This window comes from Micromonospora sp. NPDC047740, assembly GCF_043204735.1.
Taxonomy (GTDB): domain Bacteria; phylum Actinomycetota; class Actinomycetes; order Mycobacteriales; family Micromonosporaceae; genus Micromonospora.
In genome coordinates this window covers 923,862-944,174 of sequence record NZ_JBIDCT010000001.1, presented here as the reverse complement: position 1 = coordinate 944,174, position 20,313 = coordinate 923,862, and the positions used below count along the sequence as shown (strand labels likewise).

The following is a 20,313-nucleotide window of genomic DNA, read 5'->3' as shown; positions in this document are numbered from 1 at the left end:
TCAGTCTCTCAGCCCGACCGCGTCGAGCTTGCGCCGGAGGAGGGCGCGTTCGGGTTCGGTGCCGGCCAGCGCGAGCGCCTCGGCGTACGCCGCGGCGGCCTCGGCGTCGCGTCCCAGCCGGTGCAGCAGCTCCGCACGGGCGGCCGGATAGGGATGGTAGCTGCGCAGCTGGGGCTCGCCGACCAGCGCATCGAGCAGCGCCAGTCCGGCCTGCGGGCCATCCCGCATGGCCACCGCGACGGCCCGGTTCAGCGCGACGACCGGTGACGGCGTCAACGCGTGCAGCACCTCGTACAGCGCGACGATCTGCGGCCAGTCCGTGCTGGCGAAGTCGACCGCCTCGTCGTGCAGCGCGGCGATCGCGGCCTGCACCCCGTACGGCCCGGGCGGCCCGCCGGTCAGCGCCACCTCGACCAGCCCGCGACCCTCCTCGATCATCGCGCGGTCCCACCGGCCGCGGTCCTGCTCCTCCAGCAGCACCAGCGCGCCGTCCGGGCCGCTGCGCGACGCCCGCCGCGCATGGACCAGCAGCATCAGCCCGAGCAGCCCGGCGGCCTCCCGCTCGCCGGGCAGCAGCCGGCGCAGGATCCGCGCCAGCCGGATGGCTTCCTCGGCCAGGCCCAGCCGCTGCAGGCTCGGGCCGGAGCTCGCCGCGTACCCCTCAGTGAAGATCGAATAGATGGCCTGGAGCACCACCGGCATCCGCGCGGGCAGCTCGTCCACGGCCGGCACCCGGAACGGGATACGGGCCTCGCGGATCTTCTTCTTCGCCCGGGTGATCCGCTTCGCCATCGTCTCGATCGGCACGAGGAAGGCCCGCGCCACCTCGGGCGTACTCAGCCCGGCCAGACAGCGCAGGGTCAACGCCACCCGGTCCTCGGCGGGAAGGGCCGGGTGGGCGCAGGTGAAGAACAGCTGCAGCCGCTCGTCCGGTAGCTCGCCGCCGGCGTCCGCGGGTGGGGCGGGATCGGCCCGGTCCGCGTCCACCTGCAGCAGCGCGAGCCGTGCCGCGTACGCGCGATCGCGCCGCAGCCGATCGACGGCCCTGCGCCGTGCCGTGGTCATCAACCAGGCCCCCGGCTTCGGCGGGACGCCGTCAACCGGCCAGTGCGCCAGCGCCGCCTCGACCGCCTCGGCGGCCGCCTCCTCGGCCAGGTCGAGGTCGCCGAACCGGCGGACGAGCGCCGCCAGCAGCCGGCCGTGTTCCTCGCGGAACACCGCCGCCACCGACGCCGGCGACGCCTCGCCCGCCATCCCGGAGTCAGCAGGCGCCACCCTCAGACCCCGAACTCGGCGACCGGCCGCACCACGACGGATCCGCCCCCGCGCGCGCCCGGGCAGCGGGCGGCCCAGTCGAGAGCGACGTCAAGGTCCGGTACGTCGATGACGTAGAAGCCGCCAAGCACCTCTCGGCTCTCGGCGAACGGGCCGTCGGTCACGATCTGCCGGCCGTCCTGCCCGACCCGCACCGCCGTGGCGGTGACCAGGTCCGCCAGCGACTCCCCGGAGACGAAGATCCCCGCGTCCCGCACCTGCTTGTCAAAGGCGATCCAGTCCTGGAAATCACAGCCGGCGGCCTGCCCGTCCCCGTCGACCGCGCCGGCGTTGATCAGCAGCATGTACTTCATGTCCAAACTCCTCGCTATCCCGTTGTCGGGTACGGCGGGCCGCCGTACGCCATAACCACGGACGGGACATGGCCTGATGGACACACCCGGTAGGAATTTTCTCGCGGTGGCGCTCCGCTTCCTTGGGCGAAGTCACCGAGCTGGCTGCCCGGTCAGGCACGCCAGCATCCCGTCCGTCCCGGTTCACCAGCGGCGCTCAGCCGGTCTCGGGGCGGCAGTCGGCCTTCGTCCGGCCGGCCGCGTAGCGGATGCCGCCGAGCAGGTGGGCCCGGAACGCCGCCTCACCGTAGGAGTCCTGGGTGTGCCCGCCGCCGGTGTAGAAGGCGCGGCCGCCGGCGTACGACTTGCACCAGGCGTGTGGGTGGTCCCCGCCCATCGAGCCGCCGGAGTACGACGACTCGTCGAGGCTGGCGAGCACGTGCGCCGTGGTGCGGGCGTTGGTGCGGTAGTCGTACCACTCGTCGGTGCGGAGCCAGGCCGTCGGCAGGTGGGCGGTGGCGGGGTGCGTCCGGTCCTCGACGGTGATGGTGGCCGGTTGGACGGCGGGGTGGGAGGCGAACCAGGCGCCGACGAGGTTGCCGTAGAACGGCCAGTCGTACTCGGTGTCGGCGGCGGAGTGCACCCCGACGAAGCCGCCGCCGGCGCCGATGTACGACTCGAAGGCGGCCTGCCGGGTGGGGTCGAGCACGTCGCCGGTGGTGTTGAGGAAGACCACCGCCTCGTATCTGGCGAGGTTGTCGGCGGTGAACTGCGCGGCGTCCTCGGTGGCGGTGACGGTGAAGTTGTTGGCCGCGCCGAGGTCGCGGATGGCCTGGATGCCGGCCGGGATGGAGTCGTGCCGGAAGCCGGCGGTCTTGGTGAACACCAGCACGTCGTAGGGTGCGTCGGTGGCCGCTGTCGGGGTGACCGGGGTGGTGCAGGCGAGGGTGGCGAGGACAGCGGTGGCCGCGCCGAGGGCCGGTCGGAGGTGTCTCATCTCGCTCTCCAGGGGCCGTACGGGGTGCCGGGCCGGGACGTCGTCAGTATGCGCCGCGCGGCTCCGCGCGCCGTTACGCTGGGGAGATCACCCTTGTGGGAGTGAGGCAGGCCGGGGTGCCTGCCAGCTTGAGAGGCAACCGATGACCAGCGAGGAAGCCCGCCCTGGCCTGGCACCGGGTGCCCGCTCCCCGGTGGGCACCATGTTCGCGGCGTTCTACGGCGAGCTGGCGCCGCATCCGTGGCGGGACCCGGACGCCGACCCGGATGCGTACCTGCTGTTCCACGACAGGTCGCTCGCGATGGGCTGGCTCGACGACATCGGCGGGGTGCTTCGAAAGACCGCCTGGGGCATCGAGGAGCGACAGGTCGGGGCGGCGGGCCTGTGGGGCATGAACGACGCCGGGCAAGCTCACCCGCGCGCCGCTTCAGAGGCGTCACTGGCCGCATGGTTTCAGGTGGGGGTCGAGGCGGTGCCCGGCGATCGGCCGCTGCCGATGCAGCCGTTCCTCCGCTGCGCGGGCGACGCGGTGGCGCGGATCGGCACCTTGCAGCTGCGGGCGGTGCAGGTGTTGTTACCCGTCCAGGGCCTCGACCCCGGGTCGCGCCCGGCGTACGCCCCGATACCTTCGGTCCGCACCGCCGGATGGTTCGGCGGCGGTGACCCGCGGTCGAGGACGCCGGTGCGGGTCACGCTGGACAGCGGCCAGGCGACGTCCATCCTCTCGGCGGCGTCGGTGATGCGGGAGCGGATGAGCGGGCTGGACCAGGACGTGTTCGTGTGCGAGTCGCAGTCCCTGGCCGATCACGATCCGCTGGCCATGACGGCCCCGTTCGACGACGAGTTCTGGAACGGCCCGCCGCTGCACCGCGTGACCTTTCACGGGACGCTCGCCGAGTGGTCACTGGATGCGCTCGGCTGGCTGGGCGGCTTCCTCGCCGACCTGGGCGCTTGGCACGGGGTCACCACCCCGCTGCTGCTCACCGCCAGCCGGGCGTAGGCACGGCTGGCGGCTATCGGCGCTGCTCCCAGTCGGCGCGGGTGAGTACGTACTCGACCTCACCGTGCTCGGAGCCTTCGATCGCGTCGGGCCAGTCCCCCGTGAAGCTACGCAGGAACGACAGACCCGCCTTCTCCATCACCCGCCGGGACCGGCTGTTGACCGCCATGGTGTTCGCGGTGACCCGCTCCACGCCGAGGTCGGTGAACCCTTTGCTGATCAGGGCCCGCGATCCCTCCGTGGCGTAGCCCTTGCCCCAGGCGGCCTGGTTCAGCCGGTAGCCGAGTTCGACCACCTCGGGGTTGTGCTCGTCGAGGGGACGGAACTCGAACCATCCCAGGAAGGTGCCGGTGGCCTTCTCCTCGGCGGCCCAGTAGCCACGGGTGCCCAAGCACGGGTAGTCGTGCAGGAGGCGCTGCAGGGTCCGCTCCTGGACGGTGTCGCGACTCGTCGGCCGGCCACCGTTGATGAAACGCATGACATCGGGGTCGTTGTCCAGGGCGACCAGGTGGTCGACGTCGGCGTCGGTGAACGGGCGCAGCACGAGCCGCTCGGTTTCCAGGAAGGCACTCACGCCGCGATCTTCACGGGCGTGAGGCGGGCCCGCCACCGGATATTGGCGTTTCGTCAGAAAGCTCGGGGCGTGGGCTGATCTGGCCGGCCCGCGCAGGTCTGGTGACTGACTTGCCGGGCCTGGCAGCTGTTCAGGTGTTGAAACCGAAATGTCTAGAAGTTGGCGGGAGTCCACAACTGCAGTTGGCGGGTGTCCACAACTTTCGCCGTCCCCCGGTGGCGGGTCCGACGATTTGCCTACCGGCCGGTAGCAGACAAAGTTGTGACGGGGACCCCTGCCCCGAGGGAGTCCCCGTCATGTTGTGAACGCACTTTTGGGAGGCTTACTCGGTGTTCAGCCGCATCGCCATCGTCAACCGGGGAGAGGCCGCCATGCGGCTGATCCACGCCGTTCGCGAGCTCAACGCCGAGACCGGGGCCCCGCCAATCGAGACCATCGCGCTCTACACCGACGCCGAGCGCACCGCCACCTTCGTCCGCGAAGCGGACGACAGCTACTGCCTCGGGCCCGCGTCGGCGCGCCCGTACCTGAACCACAGCATCCTCGAACGTGCGCTGGTCGAGACGCGCGCGGACGCGGCGTGGGTGGGCTGGGGCTTCGTCGCCGAGGACCCGGCGTTCGCCGAACTCTGCGAGAAAATCGGTGTCACCTTCATCGGTCCGAGCGCGGGCGCGATGCGTGAGCTCGGTGACAAGATCGGCGCGAAGCTGATCGCCGAGGAGGTCGGCGTCCCGGTGGCGCCGTGGAGCCGCGGCGCGGTGGAGAGCCTGGACGCGGCCAAGCGCGCGGCGGCCGACATCGGCTACCCGCTGATGCTCAAGGCGACCGCGGGTGGTGGCGGCCGGGGCATCCGGGTCGTCCGCAGCGAGGAGGAGCTCACCGACGCCTACGAGCGCACGAGCCTGGAGGCTGAGCGCGCGTTCGGTAGCGGGGTAGTGTTCCTGGAACGCCTGGTCACCGGTGCACGGCACGTCGAGGTGCAGGTGATCGCCGACGGTCAGGGCACCGCGTGGGCGCTGGGGGTCCGGGACTGCTCGGTGCAGCGGCGCAACCAGAAGGTCATCGAGGAGTCCGCCTCCCCCGTTCTCACCCCCGACCAGACCCGCGAGCTGAAGGCGGCGGCCGAGCGGCTCGCGCTGGCCGTGAACTATCGCGGTGCTGGCACCGTCGAGTTTCTCTACCACCCCGGCGACCAACTGTTCGCCTTCCTCGAGGTCAACACCCGGCTGCAGGTCGAGCACCCGATCACCGAGGCCACCACCGACTTCGACCTGGTCAAGGCCCAGATCCACGTGGCCGCCGGCGGCCGGCTCGGGGAACGGATCCCGGCCGAGGCCGGCCATGCCGTCGAGGCTCGGCTCAACGCCGAGGACCCCGACCGGGACTTCGCGCCGTCGCCCGGCCGGATCGTCCGGCTGGCGCTGCCCAGCGGCCCCGGCATCCGGGTGGACACCGGGGTCAGCGAGGGCGACGTGATCCCGGCGGACTTCGACTCGATGATCGCCAAGATCATCGCCTACGGCCGCACCCGCGACGAAGCGCTGGGCCGGCTGCGCCGCGCGGTGGCCGAGACCACGGTGATCATCGAGGGTGGCGCCACCAACAAGAGTTTCCTGCTCGATCTGCTCGACCAGCCCGAGGTGATCGACGCCAGCGCGGACACCGGCTGGATCGACCGGGTCCGGGCGCAGGGCCGCCTGGTCTCCACCAAGCACTCCGGCATCGCGCTGGCCGCGGCCGCGATCGAGGCGTACGAGGACGAAGCACTCGTCGAGCGGCAGCGGCTGCTGTCCACCGCCCACGGCGGCCGCCCGCAGGTCCAGCACGAGAGCGGCCGGCCGGTCGACCTCAAGCTCCGCGGCGCGAGCTACCGGGTGACCGTCGCGCAGACCGGGCCGCACCGGTTCCGGGTCGGCATCGGGGAGGCATCCGCGATGGATGCCGAACTCGATCGGTACGACGAGCACACCGGCCGGATCCTGGTGAACGGCCGGCAGTTCCGGCTCGTCACCCACACGCACGGGCCCGTCCACCTGGTCGAGGTGGACGGCATCACGCACCGCGTCAGCCGCGACGAGGGCGGCGTGCTGCGCTCCCCCGCGCCCGCGCTGGTCGTCGCCACCCCGCTCGAAGTGGGGGACGAGGTCGAGGCGGGCGCGCCCGTGCTCGTCCTGGAGAGCATGAAGATGGAGACCGTGCTGCGCGCGCCGTTCCGGGCGAAGCTGCGCGAGTGCCAGGTCTCCGTCGGCAGCCAGGTGGAGGCCGGTGCCCCGCTGCTACGCCTGGAACCGGTCGGCGACGAAGCCCCGGGCGAGGCCGCGGAGGGCGAGGCCGTCGACCTGGAGTTGCCGTCCGAGCCGACCGGTCTGTCCGCCGAGGCCCGGGTCGCCCGCGGCATCGCCGACCTGCGCAGCCTGCTGCTCGGCTACGACCTCGATCCCCGCGACGAGCGTCGGGCGCTGTCCCACTACCTTGTCGCGCGATCGGAGCTCAGCCGGCGTCCGCTGGAGGAAGAGGTCGAGCTGCTGCAGGTGTTCGCCGACCTGTCCGAGCTCAGCCGCAACCGGCCGGTCGGCGAGGAGACCAGGGCCGATACCCGGGTGCACAGCCCGCGCGAGTACTTCCACGCCTACCTGCAGTGCCTTGACGTCGAGCGGGCCGCGCTGCCGGACACCTTCCGCAACCGGCTGGCCCGGGTGCTCGCCCACTACGGCGTCAAGGACTTCGAGCGCACGCCCGCGCTGGAGGAAGCCGTGTTCCGGATCTTCCTTGCGCAGCGGCGGGCGTCGGCCGATGTCTCGGTGATCGTGACGTTCCTGCAGCAGTGGCTGACCGAGCCGCTGCCCGGCGACGGGCTGCGCGAGCTGGTCGGGCAGGCGCTGGAGCACCTGATCTTCGCCACCCAGCTCCGGTTCCCGGTGGTCGGCGACCTGGCCCGCAGCGTCGTGTTCCGGTGGGCGGCCCAGCCGATGCTGCGCCGCAAGCGTGCCGAGGTGTACGCGGGCGTCCGTAGCCACCTGCGCTACCTCGACCAGCACCCGGACGCGGCCGACCGCGCCGAGCGGATCACGAAGATGGTCGCCTCGCCCGAGCCGCTGGTCCGGCTGCTCGGTCAGCGCATCGGCAAGCCGGACGCCGACCACGGCCCGATGCTCGAAGTGCTCAGCCGGCGCTACTACGGCAACCGCGGCGCGAGCGACGCGCGAACGGTCGAGGTGACGGGGCGCTCGTTCTTCACCGCGGAGTACGACCGCGACGGCGAGCGCTTCCGGCTGATCGCGGCGGCCACGGACTTCGCCGAGCTGCCGGCGACCCTGGCAAAGGTCGCCGAACTGTCCGGCTCGGACTCCAGCGACGGCTCTGGCCCGGCGTCTCCGACGCCGCGCCGCGACCCGGAGCCGTCGGTCGCCGATGTGTACCTGACCTGGGCCGACCAGCCCGAGACGGAGGCGATGGCCGCGACGCTGCGGGAGATCGTCGACCGCGCCGGGCTGCTGGACGTGCTCCAGCGGGTGACGGTGTCGGTGGCCGGGCGCAACGGCACGCCGATGCACCACCAGTTCACGTTCCGGCCGGGCGTGGGCGAGGACCGGGTCATCCGCGGGCTGCACCCGCTGATCGCCGAGCGCCTGCAGCTGCCGCGGCTGCGGAACTTCGACCTGACCCGGCTGCCGTCCGCGGACGAGGAGGTCTACCTCTTCCATTGCGTCGCCCCCGACAACCCGGCCGACGAGCGGCTGGCGGCGATGGCCCAGGTCCGTGACCTGACGCCGCTGCGCGACGCCGACGGCCGGATCCTCGCACTGCCCGCGGTCGAGGGCGCGCTGGACGCGTGTCTCGACGCGATCCGCAAGGTCCAGGCGCAGCGGCCGGCGAAGAAGCGGTTCGACACCAACCGGATCACCATCTACGTCTGGCCGCCGAACGAGCTGACCATGGAGGAACTGAACGCCGTCGCCCAGCGCGTGCTGCCGATCACGGCCGGCGCGGGCCTGGAGGAGGTGCTGTTCCTCGGCCGCCAGCGCGACGGGGTCACCGGCGAGCTGACCGACATCGCGGTCCAGATCTCCTACGACGCGGGCATGCGGGTGTCGGTCACCGAGCCGACGGACGAGCCGATCCAGCCGCTGGACGACTACCGGCAGAAGGTGCTCTCGGCGCGGCGCCGCGGCACGACGTACCCGTACGAGCTGACCGAGATGCTGGCCGGTCAGCGCGGCACCTTCACCGAGTACGACCTGGACGACACCGGCGCGCTGGCCCCGGTCGACCGGCCGAAGGGGCACAACAAGGCGGGCATCGTCGCCGGTGTGGTGAGCACGCCGACCGAGCGGTATCCCGAAGGCGTCACGCGGGTGGTGCTGCTCGGCGATCCGACCAAGGCGCTGGGCGCGCTGGCCGAGCCGGAATGCGCGCGGGTGATCGCCGCACTCGACCTGGCCGAGCGGATGCGCGTACCGGTCGACTGGTTCGCGCTGTCGGCGGGCGCGCGGATCTCGATGAGCTCGGGCACCGAGAACATGGACTGGGTGGCCGCCGCGCTCAAGCGGATCGTGGAGTTCACCCAGCAGGGCGGCGAGATCAATATCGTGGTCGCCGGGATCACCGTGGGCGCCCAGCCGTACTGGAACGCCGAAGCCACGATGCTCATGCACACCAAGGGCATCCTGGTGATGACGCCGGACTCGGCGATGGTGCTGACCGGCAAGCAGTCGCTGGACTTCTCCGGCGGGGTGTCGGCCGAGGACAACTTCGGCATCGGCGGCTACGACCGAGTGATGGGCCCCAACGGCCAGGCCCAGTACTGGGCGCCGGACCTGCGGGCCGCCCGCAACCTGCTGATGACCCACCACGACCACACCTACATCGCGCCCGGCGAGACCCGGCCGCGGCGGGCGGTCACGTCCGACCCGGTCAACCGCGACATCTCCGACTACCCGCACGCGGTGCCGGACAGCGATTTCACGACCGTCGGCGAGATCTTCTCCCGTGAGCGCAACCCCGACCGGAAGAAGGCATTCGACATCCGTACGCTGATGCGGGCCCTGGCCGACCAGGATCACGCGGTCCTGGAGCGCTGGGCGGGCATGGCCGACGCCGAGACCGCGGTGGTGCAGGACGTGCACCTCGGCGGCATCCCGGTGTGCCTGCTCGGCATCGAGTCCCGGTCGGTGCCGCGGCGCGGATTCCCGCCCACCGACGGCCCGGACACCTACACCGCGGGCACCCTGTTCCCGCGCTCGTCGAAGAAGGCCGCGCGGGCGATCAACGCGGCGAGCGGGAACCGGCCGCTGGTCGTGCTGGCGAACCTGTCCGGGTTCGACGGCTCGCCGGAGTCGATGCGGCAGCTGCAGCTGGAGTACGGCGCGGAGATCGGCCGGGCGATCGTGAACTTCGAAGGGCCGATCGTGTTCTGCGTGATCTCGCGGTATCACGGCGGCGCGTTCGTGGTGTTCTCCAAGGCCCTCAACCCGAACATGACCGTGCTCGCGGTGGAGGGCTCGTTCGCGTCCGTCATCGGCGGGGCGCCCGCGGCGGCCGTGGTGTTCGCCGGTGACGTCAACGCCCGTACGGCAAAGGATCCGCGAGTGGCCGAACTGGAGGCGCGCATCGCCGCGGCGACCGGTGGGGAGCGGGCGGCGCTGGTCACACAGCTCATGGACGTCCGGGCCACGGTCCGGGCGGAGAAGCTGGGCGAGGTGGCCGCCGAGTTCGACGGCGTGCACAGCATTCAGCGCGCGGTCGAGGTCGGCTCGGTGGATGCCATCATCCGGCCGGAGGAGCTGCGCCCGCAGATCATCGCGGCCGTCGAGCGCGGCCTCGCCAGCGCCGCCGACGGCAACCGGCCTCGCCATCAGCGGGCCTGATCGGCGTAACCACCGCCAAGCGGCCCGGCGCATCATCGCGCCGGGCCGCTTCGTGGCGGCGGCCGCTGGCGGCTCGTCCATGGGTGGCCCGCCAACCTGGCGGGCGACGCAGAGTTACGGCGCCAACTACCCTGATCGCCGTGACCACGATCGAGGAGCTTGAACGGGACGTCTGGCCGGATCCTGGCCCGGACGACACCTTTCTCGTGAGACGATGCCTCGAGCTACGACGCAAGCCGTTGGCCGAGTTCACGGTCGAAGACCTGCGCATCATGCTCGGTCAGGCGACGTAGAGGTACTGGTGCCCCCGCATGTTGCCGCTATTCCGCGTACGCCCGCACCTGCCCCCGGACGGTGATGGCGACCCGCGTGCCGGCGGTCAGGCCGTTGTCCTCGTCCAGCATCCGCGCGGTCAGCACCGTGCCGTCGTCGAGGCGGACCGTGGTCAGCGCGTCGTGGCCGTGGAAGTCCTGTCGAACCACGGTTGCCGGCGCCCCGCCGGACGGGGTGAGCCGGATCTGCTCGGGCCGGACAAGGACGGTCGCCGCGCCGCGGGCGGCGGACCCGCGCAACGGCAGCCGGCCGAGCGGGGTGGTCGCCACGTCGGCGTCGACGGTGGCCGGGAGCAGCACGGCCTCCCCCACGAACCGGGCGACCCACGGAGTGGCCGGGTCCCGGTAGACCGCTGCGGGAGCGCCGCACTGGACGATCAGCCCGGCGTCCATGACCGCGACCGCGTCCGCCATGGACAGCGCCTCGCCCTGGTCGTGGGTGACCAGCACGCCGGTGGCGCCGTCGGCGTGCAGCGCCTGTCGCACGTCAGCGCGCAGTTCGGCGCGCAGCCGGGCGTCCAGGGCGCTGAACGGCTCGTCCAACAGCACCAGCGCTGGCCGGGGAGCCAGCGCCCGGGCGATGGCGACCCGTTGCTGCTGGCCGCCCGACAGCTGGTGCGGCATCCGCCCGCCGTACGCGGCGAGGCCGACCAGTTCGAGCGTTTCCTCGACCCGGCCGGAGCGGCGGGCCGCCCGGTCCAGCCCGTAGCCGACGTTGTCGGCGACGGACAGGTGTGGGAACAGTGCCCCCTCCTGTGGAACAACGGCCACGCCGCGCCGGTGCGGCGGCACATGCAGCCGGTTGCCCGCGACCGTCCGGCCGGCCACGGCAATCGTGCCCGCATCGGCGCGCTCGAATCCTGCCACGCAGCGCAGCAGGGTGGTCTTGCCGCAGCCGGACGGTCCCAGCACCGCCAGCAGCGTGCCGCGGGTGACGTCGAGGTCGACGCCGGCCAGGGCGGGCACCGGGCCGTAGGACTTGGCCAGGCCGGTTACGGTCAGCATGCTGTCGGTCATCGGGTGGCTCCGGTTTGGGTGAGTCCGGTACGGGCTGCGAGCAGCCAGGTGGGCACGGCGGCGAGCGCGACGAGGATGGCAGCGTACGGGGCTGCGGCGGCGTACGCGGCGGTGGACGTGTGGGTCCACAGCTCGGTGGCCAGGGTGTCCATCCCGGTCGGGCGCAGCAGCAGGGTGGCGGGGAGTTCCTTCATGCAGGTGAGGAAGGTCAGCGCCGCCCCGGCGCCGATGCCGGGCAGGGTGAGCGGCAGGGTGACGGTGCGGAACACCGTGAACGGGCCGCTCCCGAGGGACCGGGCGGCCTCCTCGACGGCGGGCGGGCTCTGTGCGGCGGCGGAGGCTACCGCGCCGACGGCCAGCGGCAGGAAGAGCGTCGCGTACGCCAGGGCGAGCAGCCAGGCGCTCTGGTAGAGCGGGTACGCCACGTTGACCGCGAAGAACACCAGGGACAGGCCGATCACCACGCCGGGCAGGGCGTGGGCCAGGTAGGTGAGCCGGTCGAGGGCGGTGGCGACCGGTCCCGGGGCTCGGGCGGTGAGCAGGCCCAGGGGCAGGGCGAGAAGCATGGTCAGCGCGGCGCCGGCGAGCGAGACCGACAGGGACGCGCCGGCGGCGGCGGCGATCTCGGCGACGGAGCCGGGGCGGGACACCCCGGCCGCGAGCCACCGGGCCAGGCCGGCGGCCGGCACGCCGAGGGCGAGCCCGTTCACCGCGAGCAGGCCGGCCAGCGCCGGCCCGCGCCACCGGGCCAGCCGCAGCCGTACGGGGGGTCGGACGGCGGTGCTGGCGTAGCGGGCGTCGCGGGTGCGGGTGGTGAGCTCGGCGCCGATCAGCAGGACGGTGAGCAGCACCAGCACGGTGGACAGCACCAGCGCGCCGGTGCGGTCGAAGCCGAGATTGAACGCGGTGAAGATGGCCCGGGTGAAGGTGTCGACCCGGACGATGGAGACGGCGCCGAAGTCGCTGAGCACGTACAGGGCGACCAGCAGCGAGCCTGCGGCGACGGCCGGGCGGATCTGGCGCAGGGTGACCCCGAACAGGGTGGCCCACGGTCCCTTCCCCAGTGACCGGGACACCTCTTCCTGGCCCGGGTCGGTCCGGTTGAGAGCGGCGACGGCGGGCAGGAACACGTACGGGTAGGAGCAGACGGTGAGCAGCAGGGCGGCGGCCCAGAAGCCTTCGAATCCGGTGACGGTGGCGGTCCAGGCGAAGCCGGCCACGTAGGTGGGGACGGCCAGCGGCAGCGCGGCGAGGACGCCGAAGAGCCGCCGGCCGGGCAGGTCGGTGCGGGTCACCAGGAGGGCGGTACCGACGCCGAGGACGGCGCAGGCGGCGGTGACCACGGCGGCGAGGGCGAGGCTGCGGCCGGCGAGCACGGCGACCCGGGCGGTGAACAGCTCGGCGACGATTCGCTCACCACCCGCCTCGGCGGTCCGTACGGCGAGGTAGACCAGCGGTAGCAGGGCGACCGCGACGGCGGCGGCCGAGGCGGCGGTGAGCGCCGGGCGGCGGATCAGCCGGCGCGGCGACCGTCGGGTGGCGCCCCGACGGTCGCCGGCCAGGATGGTGCTCAGGCCAGCCCCGCTTCCTTGATCATGGTGACGGTGGCGTCGAGCGTGTCGAGGTCGTTGAGGTCGATCTTCGGGGCCTCGAGGGCGGCGAGCTGCGGCAGGCCCGGCGCGGCGGGTACCCCGGCCGCCAGGGGGTACTCGAAGGTCTGGGTGGCGAAGTAGGTCTGCGCCTCGGCGCCGAGCAGGTAGTCGACCAGCGCCCGGGCGTCCGGGTCCGTGCCGGCCCGCTCGAGCAGGCCGACGCCGGCGGCGTTGACCAGGCCGCCGGTGTCGCCGTCCGGGAAGAAGTGCAGCTTCGCCTTCAGCACGTCGGGGCTGCCGCCGCGCTCCTTGGCCAACTCGTACACGTAGTAGTGGTTGACCAGGCCGACGGCGAGGGTGCCGGCGTCGATGTCGGCGACGATCTGGACGTTGCTCTCCCGGACCTGCGGCTGGTTGGCCTTGAGGCCGGTGAGGAACTCGCGGGCCTTGGCGTCGCCGTGCTGCACCCGTAGGGCGGTGACGAAGGCCTGGAAGGAGCCGTTGGTGGGCGCGAGGCCGATCTTGCCCTGCCACTTCGGATCGGTCAGCTCGAACACGCTCTTCGGCAGCTCGGCGGCGCGGACCTGGTCGGCGTTGTAGGCCAGGACGCGGGACCGGCCGCTGACGCCGACCCACCGGCCGTTGGCGTCGCGGTAGGTGGCCGGGACCCGGTCGAGCTGCTCGGCGGGCAACACGGCGAAGAGTCCGGCCTTGCTGACCGCGCCGAGCGCGCCGGCGTCCTGGGCGAAGAACGCGTCGGCGGGGCTGCGCTTGCCCTCCTCCAGCAGCTGGGCGGCCATCTGTGAGGTGGTGCCGTAGCGGACGTCGACGGTGATGCCGGTGGCCTTTTCGAACTTCTCCAGCACCGGCTTGACGAGGGCTTCGCTGCGGCCGCTGTAGACGGTGAGCCGCTTGTCGCCGGGCTTGCCCGGGTCGCTGTCGGAGCCGCCGCACGCGGTCAGGGACAACAGGCCGGCGAGGGTGCCGGCCAGGACGAGACTGAGACGCTTTCGCACAGGTAAGGCTTACCTTACTCAGCCGCTTCGATGCAACCCACCCCCCGTTGGAATTTAGGTGAGGCTCCCCTAACCTGTCGGCCATGCGCGTCCTCCCCGACACCGGGCCGGCGCCGTTCGTCCGCGCCCTGGCCGAGCACGGCGACCGGCCGGCAGTGATCACCGCCGACGGTCGGCTCAGCTACGCCGAGCTGGCCGAGCGGGTCGACGCGCTGGCCGCCCGGCTCGGGCCGGTCCGCCGGCTGGTGCTGCTCGCCGGCGCGAACCGGGTCGACGAGCTGGTCGCGTACCTGGCGGCGCTGGCCGGCGGGCACCCCCTGCTGCTGGTGCCCGGGGACCACGACGCCGCGGCCACCGAACTGACCCGGGCGTACGACCCGGACGTCGTGATCCGCCGCGTCGACGGGGAAGTCGTCCTCGACGAGCGCCGTCCCGGCAGCCGGCACGAGCTGCATCCCGAGCTGGCGCTGCTGCTCAGCACCTCCGGGTCGACCGGCTCCCCCAAGCTGGTCCGGCTGTCGTCGGCGAATCTGCAGGCCAACGCCGAAGCGATCGCCGAGTACCTCGACATCCGGGACACCGACCGGGCCGCCACCACCCTGCCGCTGCACTACTGCTACGGCCTGTCGGTGGTGAACAGTCACCTGCTGCGCGGGGCGGCAGTGATCCTCACCGGGCTCTCGGTCACCGACCGCTGCTTCTGGGAGCTGTTCCGCGCCGAGCAGGGCACCAGCCTGGCCGGCGTGCCGTACACCTTCGACCTGCTGGACCGGGTCGACTTTGACCGGATGCACCTGCCCCACCTGCGCCACCTCACCCAGGCCGGCGGCCGGCTCGACCCGGAACGGGTGGCCCGGTACGCCGCCCTCGGCCGCCGCCGCGGCTGGCGGTTCTTCGTCATGTACGGCCAGACCGAGGCCACCGCCCGGATGGCATACCTGCCGCCGGAACTGGCCGAGCACCGGCCCGAGGCGATCGGCGTGCCGATCCCAGGTGGCTCGTTCCGGCTGCGTCCCCTGCCGGACCGCCCCGAACCGGACATCGGCGAGCTGGTCTACGCCGGACCCAACGTCATGCTCGGCTACGCCGAGCGGCCGAGCGACCTGGCCCTCGGGCGCACCGTGGCGGAGCTGCACACCGGGGACGTGGCCCGACGCGGGCCGGACGGGCTCTACGAGATCGTCGGACGGGTCGCCGACTTCGCGAAGATCTTCGGCCTGCGGGTCGACCTGCGCCGCGTGGCGGAGCACCTGCGGCAGGCCGGCGTCGAGGCGTACTGCGCCGGCACGGACCGCGAGCTGGTCGTCGCCGCGACCGGCGCCCACCACCCCGACCGGGTGCGGCGCCTGGCCGCCGCCGCGGCGGGCCTGCCGGCCCGCGTGGTCCGCGCGCACCTGCTGGCCGAGCTGCCCCGGCTGGCCAACGGTAAGCCGGACCTGGCGGCCGTCCGTGCCCTCGCCGCGCCGCCGGCGGCCGCCACCGTACCCACCGGGACCGGCCCGGAGCAGCTCTGCCGGCTCTACGCCGAGCTGCTCGACCAGCCCGAGGTCAGCCCCGACCAGAGCTTCGTCGACCTCGGCGGCGATTCGCTGTCCTACGTGGAGGCGTCCATCCGGCTGCAGGAACTTCTCGGAGACCTGCCCGCCGACTGGCACACCGTCCCCATCCGGGACCTGGCCCGCCCGATGCCGGACCGGCCGGCTCCACGTCGGGTGCTGGAGACCGGCGTGGCGCTGCGGGCCCTGGCGATCGTCGTCATCGTCGGCTCGCACATCCCGCTCTTCACCGTCAAGGGCGGCGCGCACCTGCTGCTCGCCGTCGCCGGGTTCAACTTCGCCCGCTTCCAGCTCACCGCCGCGCCCCGGCAGGAGCGGGTACGCGCCGCCCTGCGCACGGTCGGCCGGATCGTGCTGCCGTCGGTGGCCTGGATCGCCGCGGCCGGCGCCGTCACCGGCGACTACACGCTGACCAACGTGCTGCTGCTCAACAGCGTCCTCGGCCCGCACGACGGGGCCACCGAGTGGCAGTTCTGGTTCATCGAGGCGTTGGTGTACATCCTGCTCGCCGCGACAGCGCTCCTGGCGGTCCCGGCGCTGGACCGGTTGGAACGACGGCTGCCGTTCGGGCTCCCACTCGCGCTGGCCGCGCTCGGCCTCGTCACCCGGTACGACCTGCCGGGGCTGACCTCCCACGGCCACGTCCCGTCCGCGATCCTGGTGTTCTGGCTGTTCGCCCTCGGCTGGGCGGCGGCCCGGGCCCGCACGACCGGCCAGCGAGTGGTGGTCACCGCCACCGCGCTGCTCACGGTGCCCGGCTTCTTCGGACAGCCGCTGCGGGAAGCGTTCATCGCAGCCGGGTTCGCGCTGCTGATCTGGGTACCCAGGCTGCCGAGCAGTCGGTCCGTCAACCGGGTGGCGGGGTTACTGGCCAGCAGTTCGCTGTACATCTACCTCATCCACTGGCAGGTGATGCCACTGGTCAGCCCGTGGTCGCGAGGCGCGGCGCTGGTCGTGTCCCTGGCCGTCGGGGTCGGTTGCGCGGCGCTCGCCCGGCTGGCGGCCCGCCGGCTACGCGCGTCCCACCGCGCACAGCGGGCCCGATCAGTGCGCGGCCACGCCCTGCCGCCCCGCGCCGCGGCACGATCGATGGCCCATCCGCCCTCGGCAGCCCGACGCACCCCGGTGGGATGAGTCAGCAAGGGCGTCAGGCCAGCGCGGGCGACGGCACGGCACGGCGCGCGTCCAGCAGGTCGACGCGGGTCGCCATGAACACGTCCAGCTCGGCCACCCGCCAACCGGCTGCGAGCAGGGGGCGGACTGCGGGGTGCGGCGCCGGCAGGCACACCTGCGCGTACCCGTCCACGCTGTCGAGCGAAGCGAGGACCGCCAGCACGCTGTCGGCAACCTGGCCGTCGGTGAGACGCGCGTCCGACGCCAGATGCACCAGGCCGTAGCCCGCGCCCTCCCCCGCCGCGGTCCCGGCGGCCCGTGGCTGGCCGTCAAGCGCCGCGACCAGCGCTAGTCCATTCGGCCGCCGGGCCCATGCGTGATGGTCGTCGGTGCGGTCCAGGCCCGTCCAGCCCGCCTCGAACGCTGCGACCGCATCCGGCGAGGACGGCTCGACAGTCCAACCAGCAGGCGACCGCACGGTACGGGCATCACCGGTCAGATACAGCAGCGGCCACCAGGCGTCCAGACCGAAACTCGTGTAGAGCGGCAGCGCATGTGGGTGCTGGCTGCTGAACGTCATCCGCAGGGTGTTTCGCTCGGGCCACAGCTCGGCGAGCAGCGCCCTGCCATGGCCGCGGCCATGGTGCGACGGGTCGACGAACAGATCGCACAGCATCGAGGTCACCCCAGCGCGTCCGGCGATGTCCCGGGTCGCACCGAATCCGGCAACCCGGTCGTCATCGATCGCGACAACGACTTGCCCGTACCGCAGCAGGTGCCTGACGTACGCGGGGTCTGCGCCGGTCCATTCGCCTCGCTGACCCGCCGTCTCCGCGACACGCGCGATGGCATCGAGATCACCAACGGTGGCACCGCGAACCATCAGGACAGGATCTCTCCTCATCCGCCACATCCTGCCCGACCAGCGCGTAGGCGTTCAGGGGCGGTGGTGATGCGGTACGAGTCGAGAAGGTAAGTATCGGTCGCCTCGTCATCGCCAAGGTGGCCACGAGGTCTCCGGTGTTCAGGGACAGCACGACCGGCTACCGACGCTGGCATGCGTGAGATCAGCTGGCGGGCTTGCCGAACCAGCGGGAGAGGTGGTTGTCCAGGTCCTGCTGATCGTCGCCGATCCAGGCGACGTGGCCGTCGGGGCGTAGCAGGACGCATGGAACATCCAGTACCGCGGTGGGATCCCCGAGGTAGTCGACCCGGTCCGACCAGCCGCCGACGGTCAGTCGTTCGGTGCGGTCCAGCAGCAGGCCGCGGCCGCGATGCAGCAGACCGTAGAGGTGGCCCTGTTTCACGTCGATGTCGCGCAGGCGGCGGCCGAGCAGGTCGGGGCCTGCGCCGAAGTCGTAGCGGACGCCGATCGCGGTGATCTTCTCGATCAGATAGCGGTTCACCTCGTCGAAGTCCATCAGTTCGGTGAGCAGCCTACGCACGGCCTGCGGGCCCGGTTCGGTGGACGACAGTTCCATCTGGGCGCGGGTGTTGTCCAGCACGTCCTCGGCGACCGGATGACGTTCGGCCTGGTAGGTGTCCAGCAGTGTTTCCGGCGCCCAGCCGCGGATCTGTGCGGCCAGTTTCCAGCCGAGGTTGAATGCGTCCTGAACGCCCAGGTTGAGGCCCTGTCCGCCGGTGGGTGGATGGATGTGTGCCGCATCGCCGGCCAGCAGCACCCGCCCGACCCGATAACGTTCGGCCAGCCGGGTGGCATCCCCGAAGCGGGACAACCAGCGTGGGGAGTGCACGCCGAAATCGGTTCCGGCAATGGCGCGCAGCTGTTGTTTGAAATCGTCGAGGGTGGGCGGTTCCGCGCGATCGCTGATTCCCGCGGCGGGGACGACGACGCTGTAGACCCCTGCGCCGAAGGGCCTGAGCCAGAATCGTTGATGGGTCCCGTGGATTTCGGTCACCTTGGCGGCGATCTCCTCCTGTGGCACGCCCACTTCCATCTCGCCCATCAGCGTCTCGGTCCGCGAGGGCTCGCCGGGGAAGCCGACGCCGAGCAGTTTGCGCACCGTACTGCGCCCGCCGTCACAGCCGACGAGATAGCGCGAACGCAGCCGTTCCCCGTCGGCCAGCTCGACGGTCACCCCGTCGTCGTCCTGCTCGAAGTCGGCCACCGCGCAACCGCGCCGAACCTGCGCACCCAGTGCGATCGCATGTTCTTCGAGCAGATGTTCGATGACCGGCTGCGGGATGCCCAGCAGATAGGCGTGCGCGGAATCCAGGCCCTTGGGCGCGGGTTTGTTGATGGCGGCGAAGAAACCGCCGGCCGGACGCTGTCTTCCGTGTTCGCGAATGCGCTCCAGCAGTCCGCGCATTGCCATCAGCTCGAGACTGCGAATATGCAGACCGACTATCCGGACGAACGACTTGGGCTCGGTTTCCTTCTCCAGGACGAGTACCCGCACGTCGTGCAGCCGCAGTTCGGCGGCCAGCATCGCACCAGTCGGCCCGCACCCCGCAATGATCACGTCGAACATGAGGGGCGCGTGATCGGTGCCGGAGGCCGGCGATGGGAGTCCGGGGACGTTGCCCGCGGTGGAGTCGCGCTCGACCGTATCGTTCGACGACGGCTCGGTGGTGAACTGCAGAGAGTGCATAGATGTTGCCTTTCGGGAGTGCCTTGTTGGCGAGGCGCTCCCGGCGACACCTACGTCAATCGCCCGACCGTGACGGGAAGGGGGAGCACCCACATCGATACAGTGTTCATGGGTCTCACCTCCTCGGGCGGTGTCACGGGCAACTGCAAGTTACAAGCCTGAGCATCATCCCGTCCAGTCCTTTCCCCGCCACGTGATCACGACTCCGAACGGGCCGGTGCGGTTGCCGGGCGAATCCGGGGTGGCGAGGGTAGCAACGGATCATCCAACCGCTCGGCGCCGTCCATCAGTAGGTCACGCGTGGGGATGGCTGGCGATGCCGTCCAGGATGGTGATCAGGTTGTGGTGGAAGGTTTCCTCGGCGTTGAGGTGGGCGCCGTCGATGACGAGCCGGGCGATGGTGGGGTAGCGGCCTGTTTCGAGCATGCGGGTCAGGTAGGGCCCGAGGGCGGCCTGCCAAGCGGACACGTCAGTGCCGGTCAAACGGGCGGTGCGGCGCTCGGTGATCTCCCTGCGGAGCGCTCCGACGATGAACGCGTTGAGGGCGCCCACAGCCCGCTGGAGATCGTCGATACCGCGCACGCCAGGGGCCTGGCTGAGCGCCGCCGCGGTCGATTCGCCCACGGCGAGCGCGTGCGGTCCTAAGTGTGGCCGTGCGCCGAGCAGGTCGACGAACCACTCATGATCAAGAGCGGCGTCGCGGGTCCGGTGAACGATGGCCAGCAGCGTGGCGCGCCACTCGGAGTGCTGGTCGGCCTCGGCGATCTGGGCGTACACGGCGTCGACCATCAGATCGAGCAGTTCGGATCTGTTGATCAAGTAGTCGTAGAGCCGCATCGGACCGACACCGAGCTCTTTGGCGATCTTGCGTACCGATAGCCCGTCGAGGCCGTGTGCGTCGGCGATCCGGATCGCCGTGGCGGCGATCTTCGCGCGGCTCAGCGGCACCGGCGCCGCCCGCGGCTGAGGCTCGGGCCGTTCCCAGACGGGCAGCGGTGCGCTACCGTACGGCGTATCCATAAGGTACAGC

Annotated in this window: 13 protein-coding genes and 1 pseudogene; 4 read left to right on the top strand and 10 right to left on the bottom strand. The window is 71.9% G+C overall.

The window, feature by feature from the left end; all coding sequences use genetic code 11:
* The 3 genes and pseudogenes from ACGF4F_RS03905 to ACGF4F_RS03895 form a co-directional block, all read right to left on the bottom strand.
* Entirely contained in the window at positions 1 to 1,254 is a 1,254-nt protein-coding gene (locus ACGF4F_RS03905) for an RNA polymerase sigma factor (RefSeq protein WP_393074791.1), read from the bottom strand.
* Positions 1,255 to 1,277: 23 nt separating this feature from the next.
* Complete coding sequence (locus tag ACGF4F_RS03900) at positions 1,278 to 1,628, bottom strand: YciI family protein (RefSeq protein ID WP_393074591.1); 351 nt, start codon at positions 1,626 to 1,628, stop codon at positions 1,278 to 1,280.
* A gap of 199 nt (positions 1,629 to 1,827) precedes the next feature.
* Positions 1,828 to 2,604 (bottom strand): annotated as a pseudogene (locus ACGF4F_RS03895) (ThuA domain-containing protein); the annotation flags it as partial.
* 142 nt (positions 2,605 to 2,746) lie between these two features.
* Between ACGF4F_RS03895 and ACGF4F_RS03890 the strand changes: the two are divergent.
* On the top strand, positions 2,747 to 3,604 hold the full coding sequence (locus ACGF4F_RS03890) for a hypothetical protein (RefSeq protein ID WP_357436246.1): 858 nt from the start codon (positions 2,747 to 2,749) through the stop codon (positions 3,602 to 3,604).
* A gap of 13 nt (positions 3,605 to 3,617) precedes the next feature.
* Here the strand turns inward: ACGF4F_RS03890 and ACGF4F_RS03885 are convergent, their stop codons facing one another.
* The gene (locus tag ACGF4F_RS03885) at positions 3,618 to 4,178 is read right to left on the bottom strand and encodes a GNAT family N-acetyltransferase (RefSeq protein ID WP_357436245.1); all 561 of its coding nucleotides are present in this window, start codon (positions 4,176 to 4,178) and stop codon (positions 3,618 to 3,620) included.
* A 329-nt stretch (positions 4,179 to 4,507) separates the two neighbouring features.
* Between ACGF4F_RS03885 and ACGF4F_RS03880 the strand changes: the two genes are divergently transcribed.
* Both ACGF4F_RS03880 and ACGF4F_RS03875 read left to right on the top strand, forming a co-directional pair.
* On the top strand, positions 4,508 to 10,045 hold the full coding sequence (locus ACGF4F_RS03880; RefSeq protein ID WP_393074587.1) for a carboxyl transferase domain-containing protein: 5,538 nt from the start codon (positions 4,508 to 4,510) through the stop codon (positions 10,043 to 10,045).
* A 140-nt stretch (positions 10,046 to 10,185) separates the two neighbouring features.
* Complete coding sequence (locus tag ACGF4F_RS03875; protein ID WP_357436241.1) at positions 10,186 to 10,338, top strand: contact-dependent growth inhibition system immunity protein; 153 nt, start codon at positions 10,186 to 10,188, stop codon at positions 10,336 to 10,338.
* A gap of 27 nt (positions 10,339 to 10,365) precedes the next feature.
* Here ACGF4F_RS03875 and ACGF4F_RS03870 read toward each other — a convergent pair whose 3' ends face one another.
* Genes ACGF4F_RS03870 through ACGF4F_RS03860 form a run of 3 tightly spaced genes read right to left on the bottom strand, consistent with a single transcriptional unit; the run spans position 10,366 to position 14,002 of the window.
* Complete coding sequence (locus ACGF4F_RS03870) at positions 10,366 to 11,394, bottom strand: ABC transporter ATP-binding protein (protein ID WP_357436239.1); 1,029 nt, start codon at positions 11,392 to 11,394, stop codon at positions 10,366 to 10,368.
* Entirely contained in the window at positions 11,391 to 12,911 is a 1,521-nt protein-coding gene (locus tag ACGF4F_RS03865; RefSeq protein WP_357436488.1) for an iron ABC transporter permease, read from the bottom strand. The genes ACGF4F_RS03870 and ACGF4F_RS03865 overlap by 4 nt, the downstream gene beginning before the upstream one ends.
* A 53-nt stretch (positions 12,912 to 12,964) precedes the next feature.
* Complete coding sequence (locus ACGF4F_RS03860) at positions 12,965 to 14,002, bottom strand: iron ABC transporter substrate-binding protein (protein ID WP_393074583.1); 1,038 nt, start codon at positions 14,000 to 14,002, stop codon at positions 12,965 to 12,967.
* A gap of 83 nt (positions 14,003 to 14,085) precedes the next feature.
* Between ACGF4F_RS03860 and ACGF4F_RS03855 the strand changes: the two genes are divergently transcribed.
* Complete coding sequence (locus tag ACGF4F_RS03855) at positions 14,086 to 16,692, top strand: AMP-binding protein (protein ID WP_393074580.1); 2,607 nt, start codon at positions 14,086 to 14,088, stop codon at positions 16,690 to 16,692.
* 13 nt (positions 16,693 to 16,705) lie between these two features.
* Here the strand turns inward: ACGF4F_RS03855 and ACGF4F_RS03850 are convergent, their stop codons facing one another.
* The 3 genes from ACGF4F_RS03850 to ACGF4F_RS03840 all read right to left on the bottom strand — a co-directional run bounded on the left by ACGF4F_RS03850 (position 16,706) and on the right by ACGF4F_RS03840 (position 20,303).
* Positions 16,706 to 17,554: a GNAT family N-acetyltransferase gene (locus ACGF4F_RS03850; protein ID WP_357436236.1), complete on the bottom strand. Its 849-nt coding sequence runs from the start codon at positions 17,552 to 17,554 to the stop codon at positions 16,706 to 16,708.
* Between the two features lie 184 nt (positions 17,555 to 17,738).
* The gene (gene rox / locus ACGF4F_RS03845) at positions 17,739 to 19,163 is read right to left on the bottom strand and encodes a rifampin monooxygenase (protein ID WP_357436484.1); all 1,425 of its coding nucleotides are present in this window, start codon (positions 19,161 to 19,163) and stop codon (positions 17,739 to 17,741) included.
* A 414-nt stretch (positions 19,164 to 19,577) separates the two neighbouring features.
* Complete coding sequence (locus ACGF4F_RS03840) at positions 19,578 to 20,303, bottom strand: TetR/AcrR family transcriptional regulator (RefSeq protein ID WP_357436234.1); 726 nt, start codon at positions 20,301 to 20,303, stop codon at positions 19,578 to 19,580.
* Between the last annotated feature and the right edge of the window lie 10 nt (positions 20,304 to 20,313).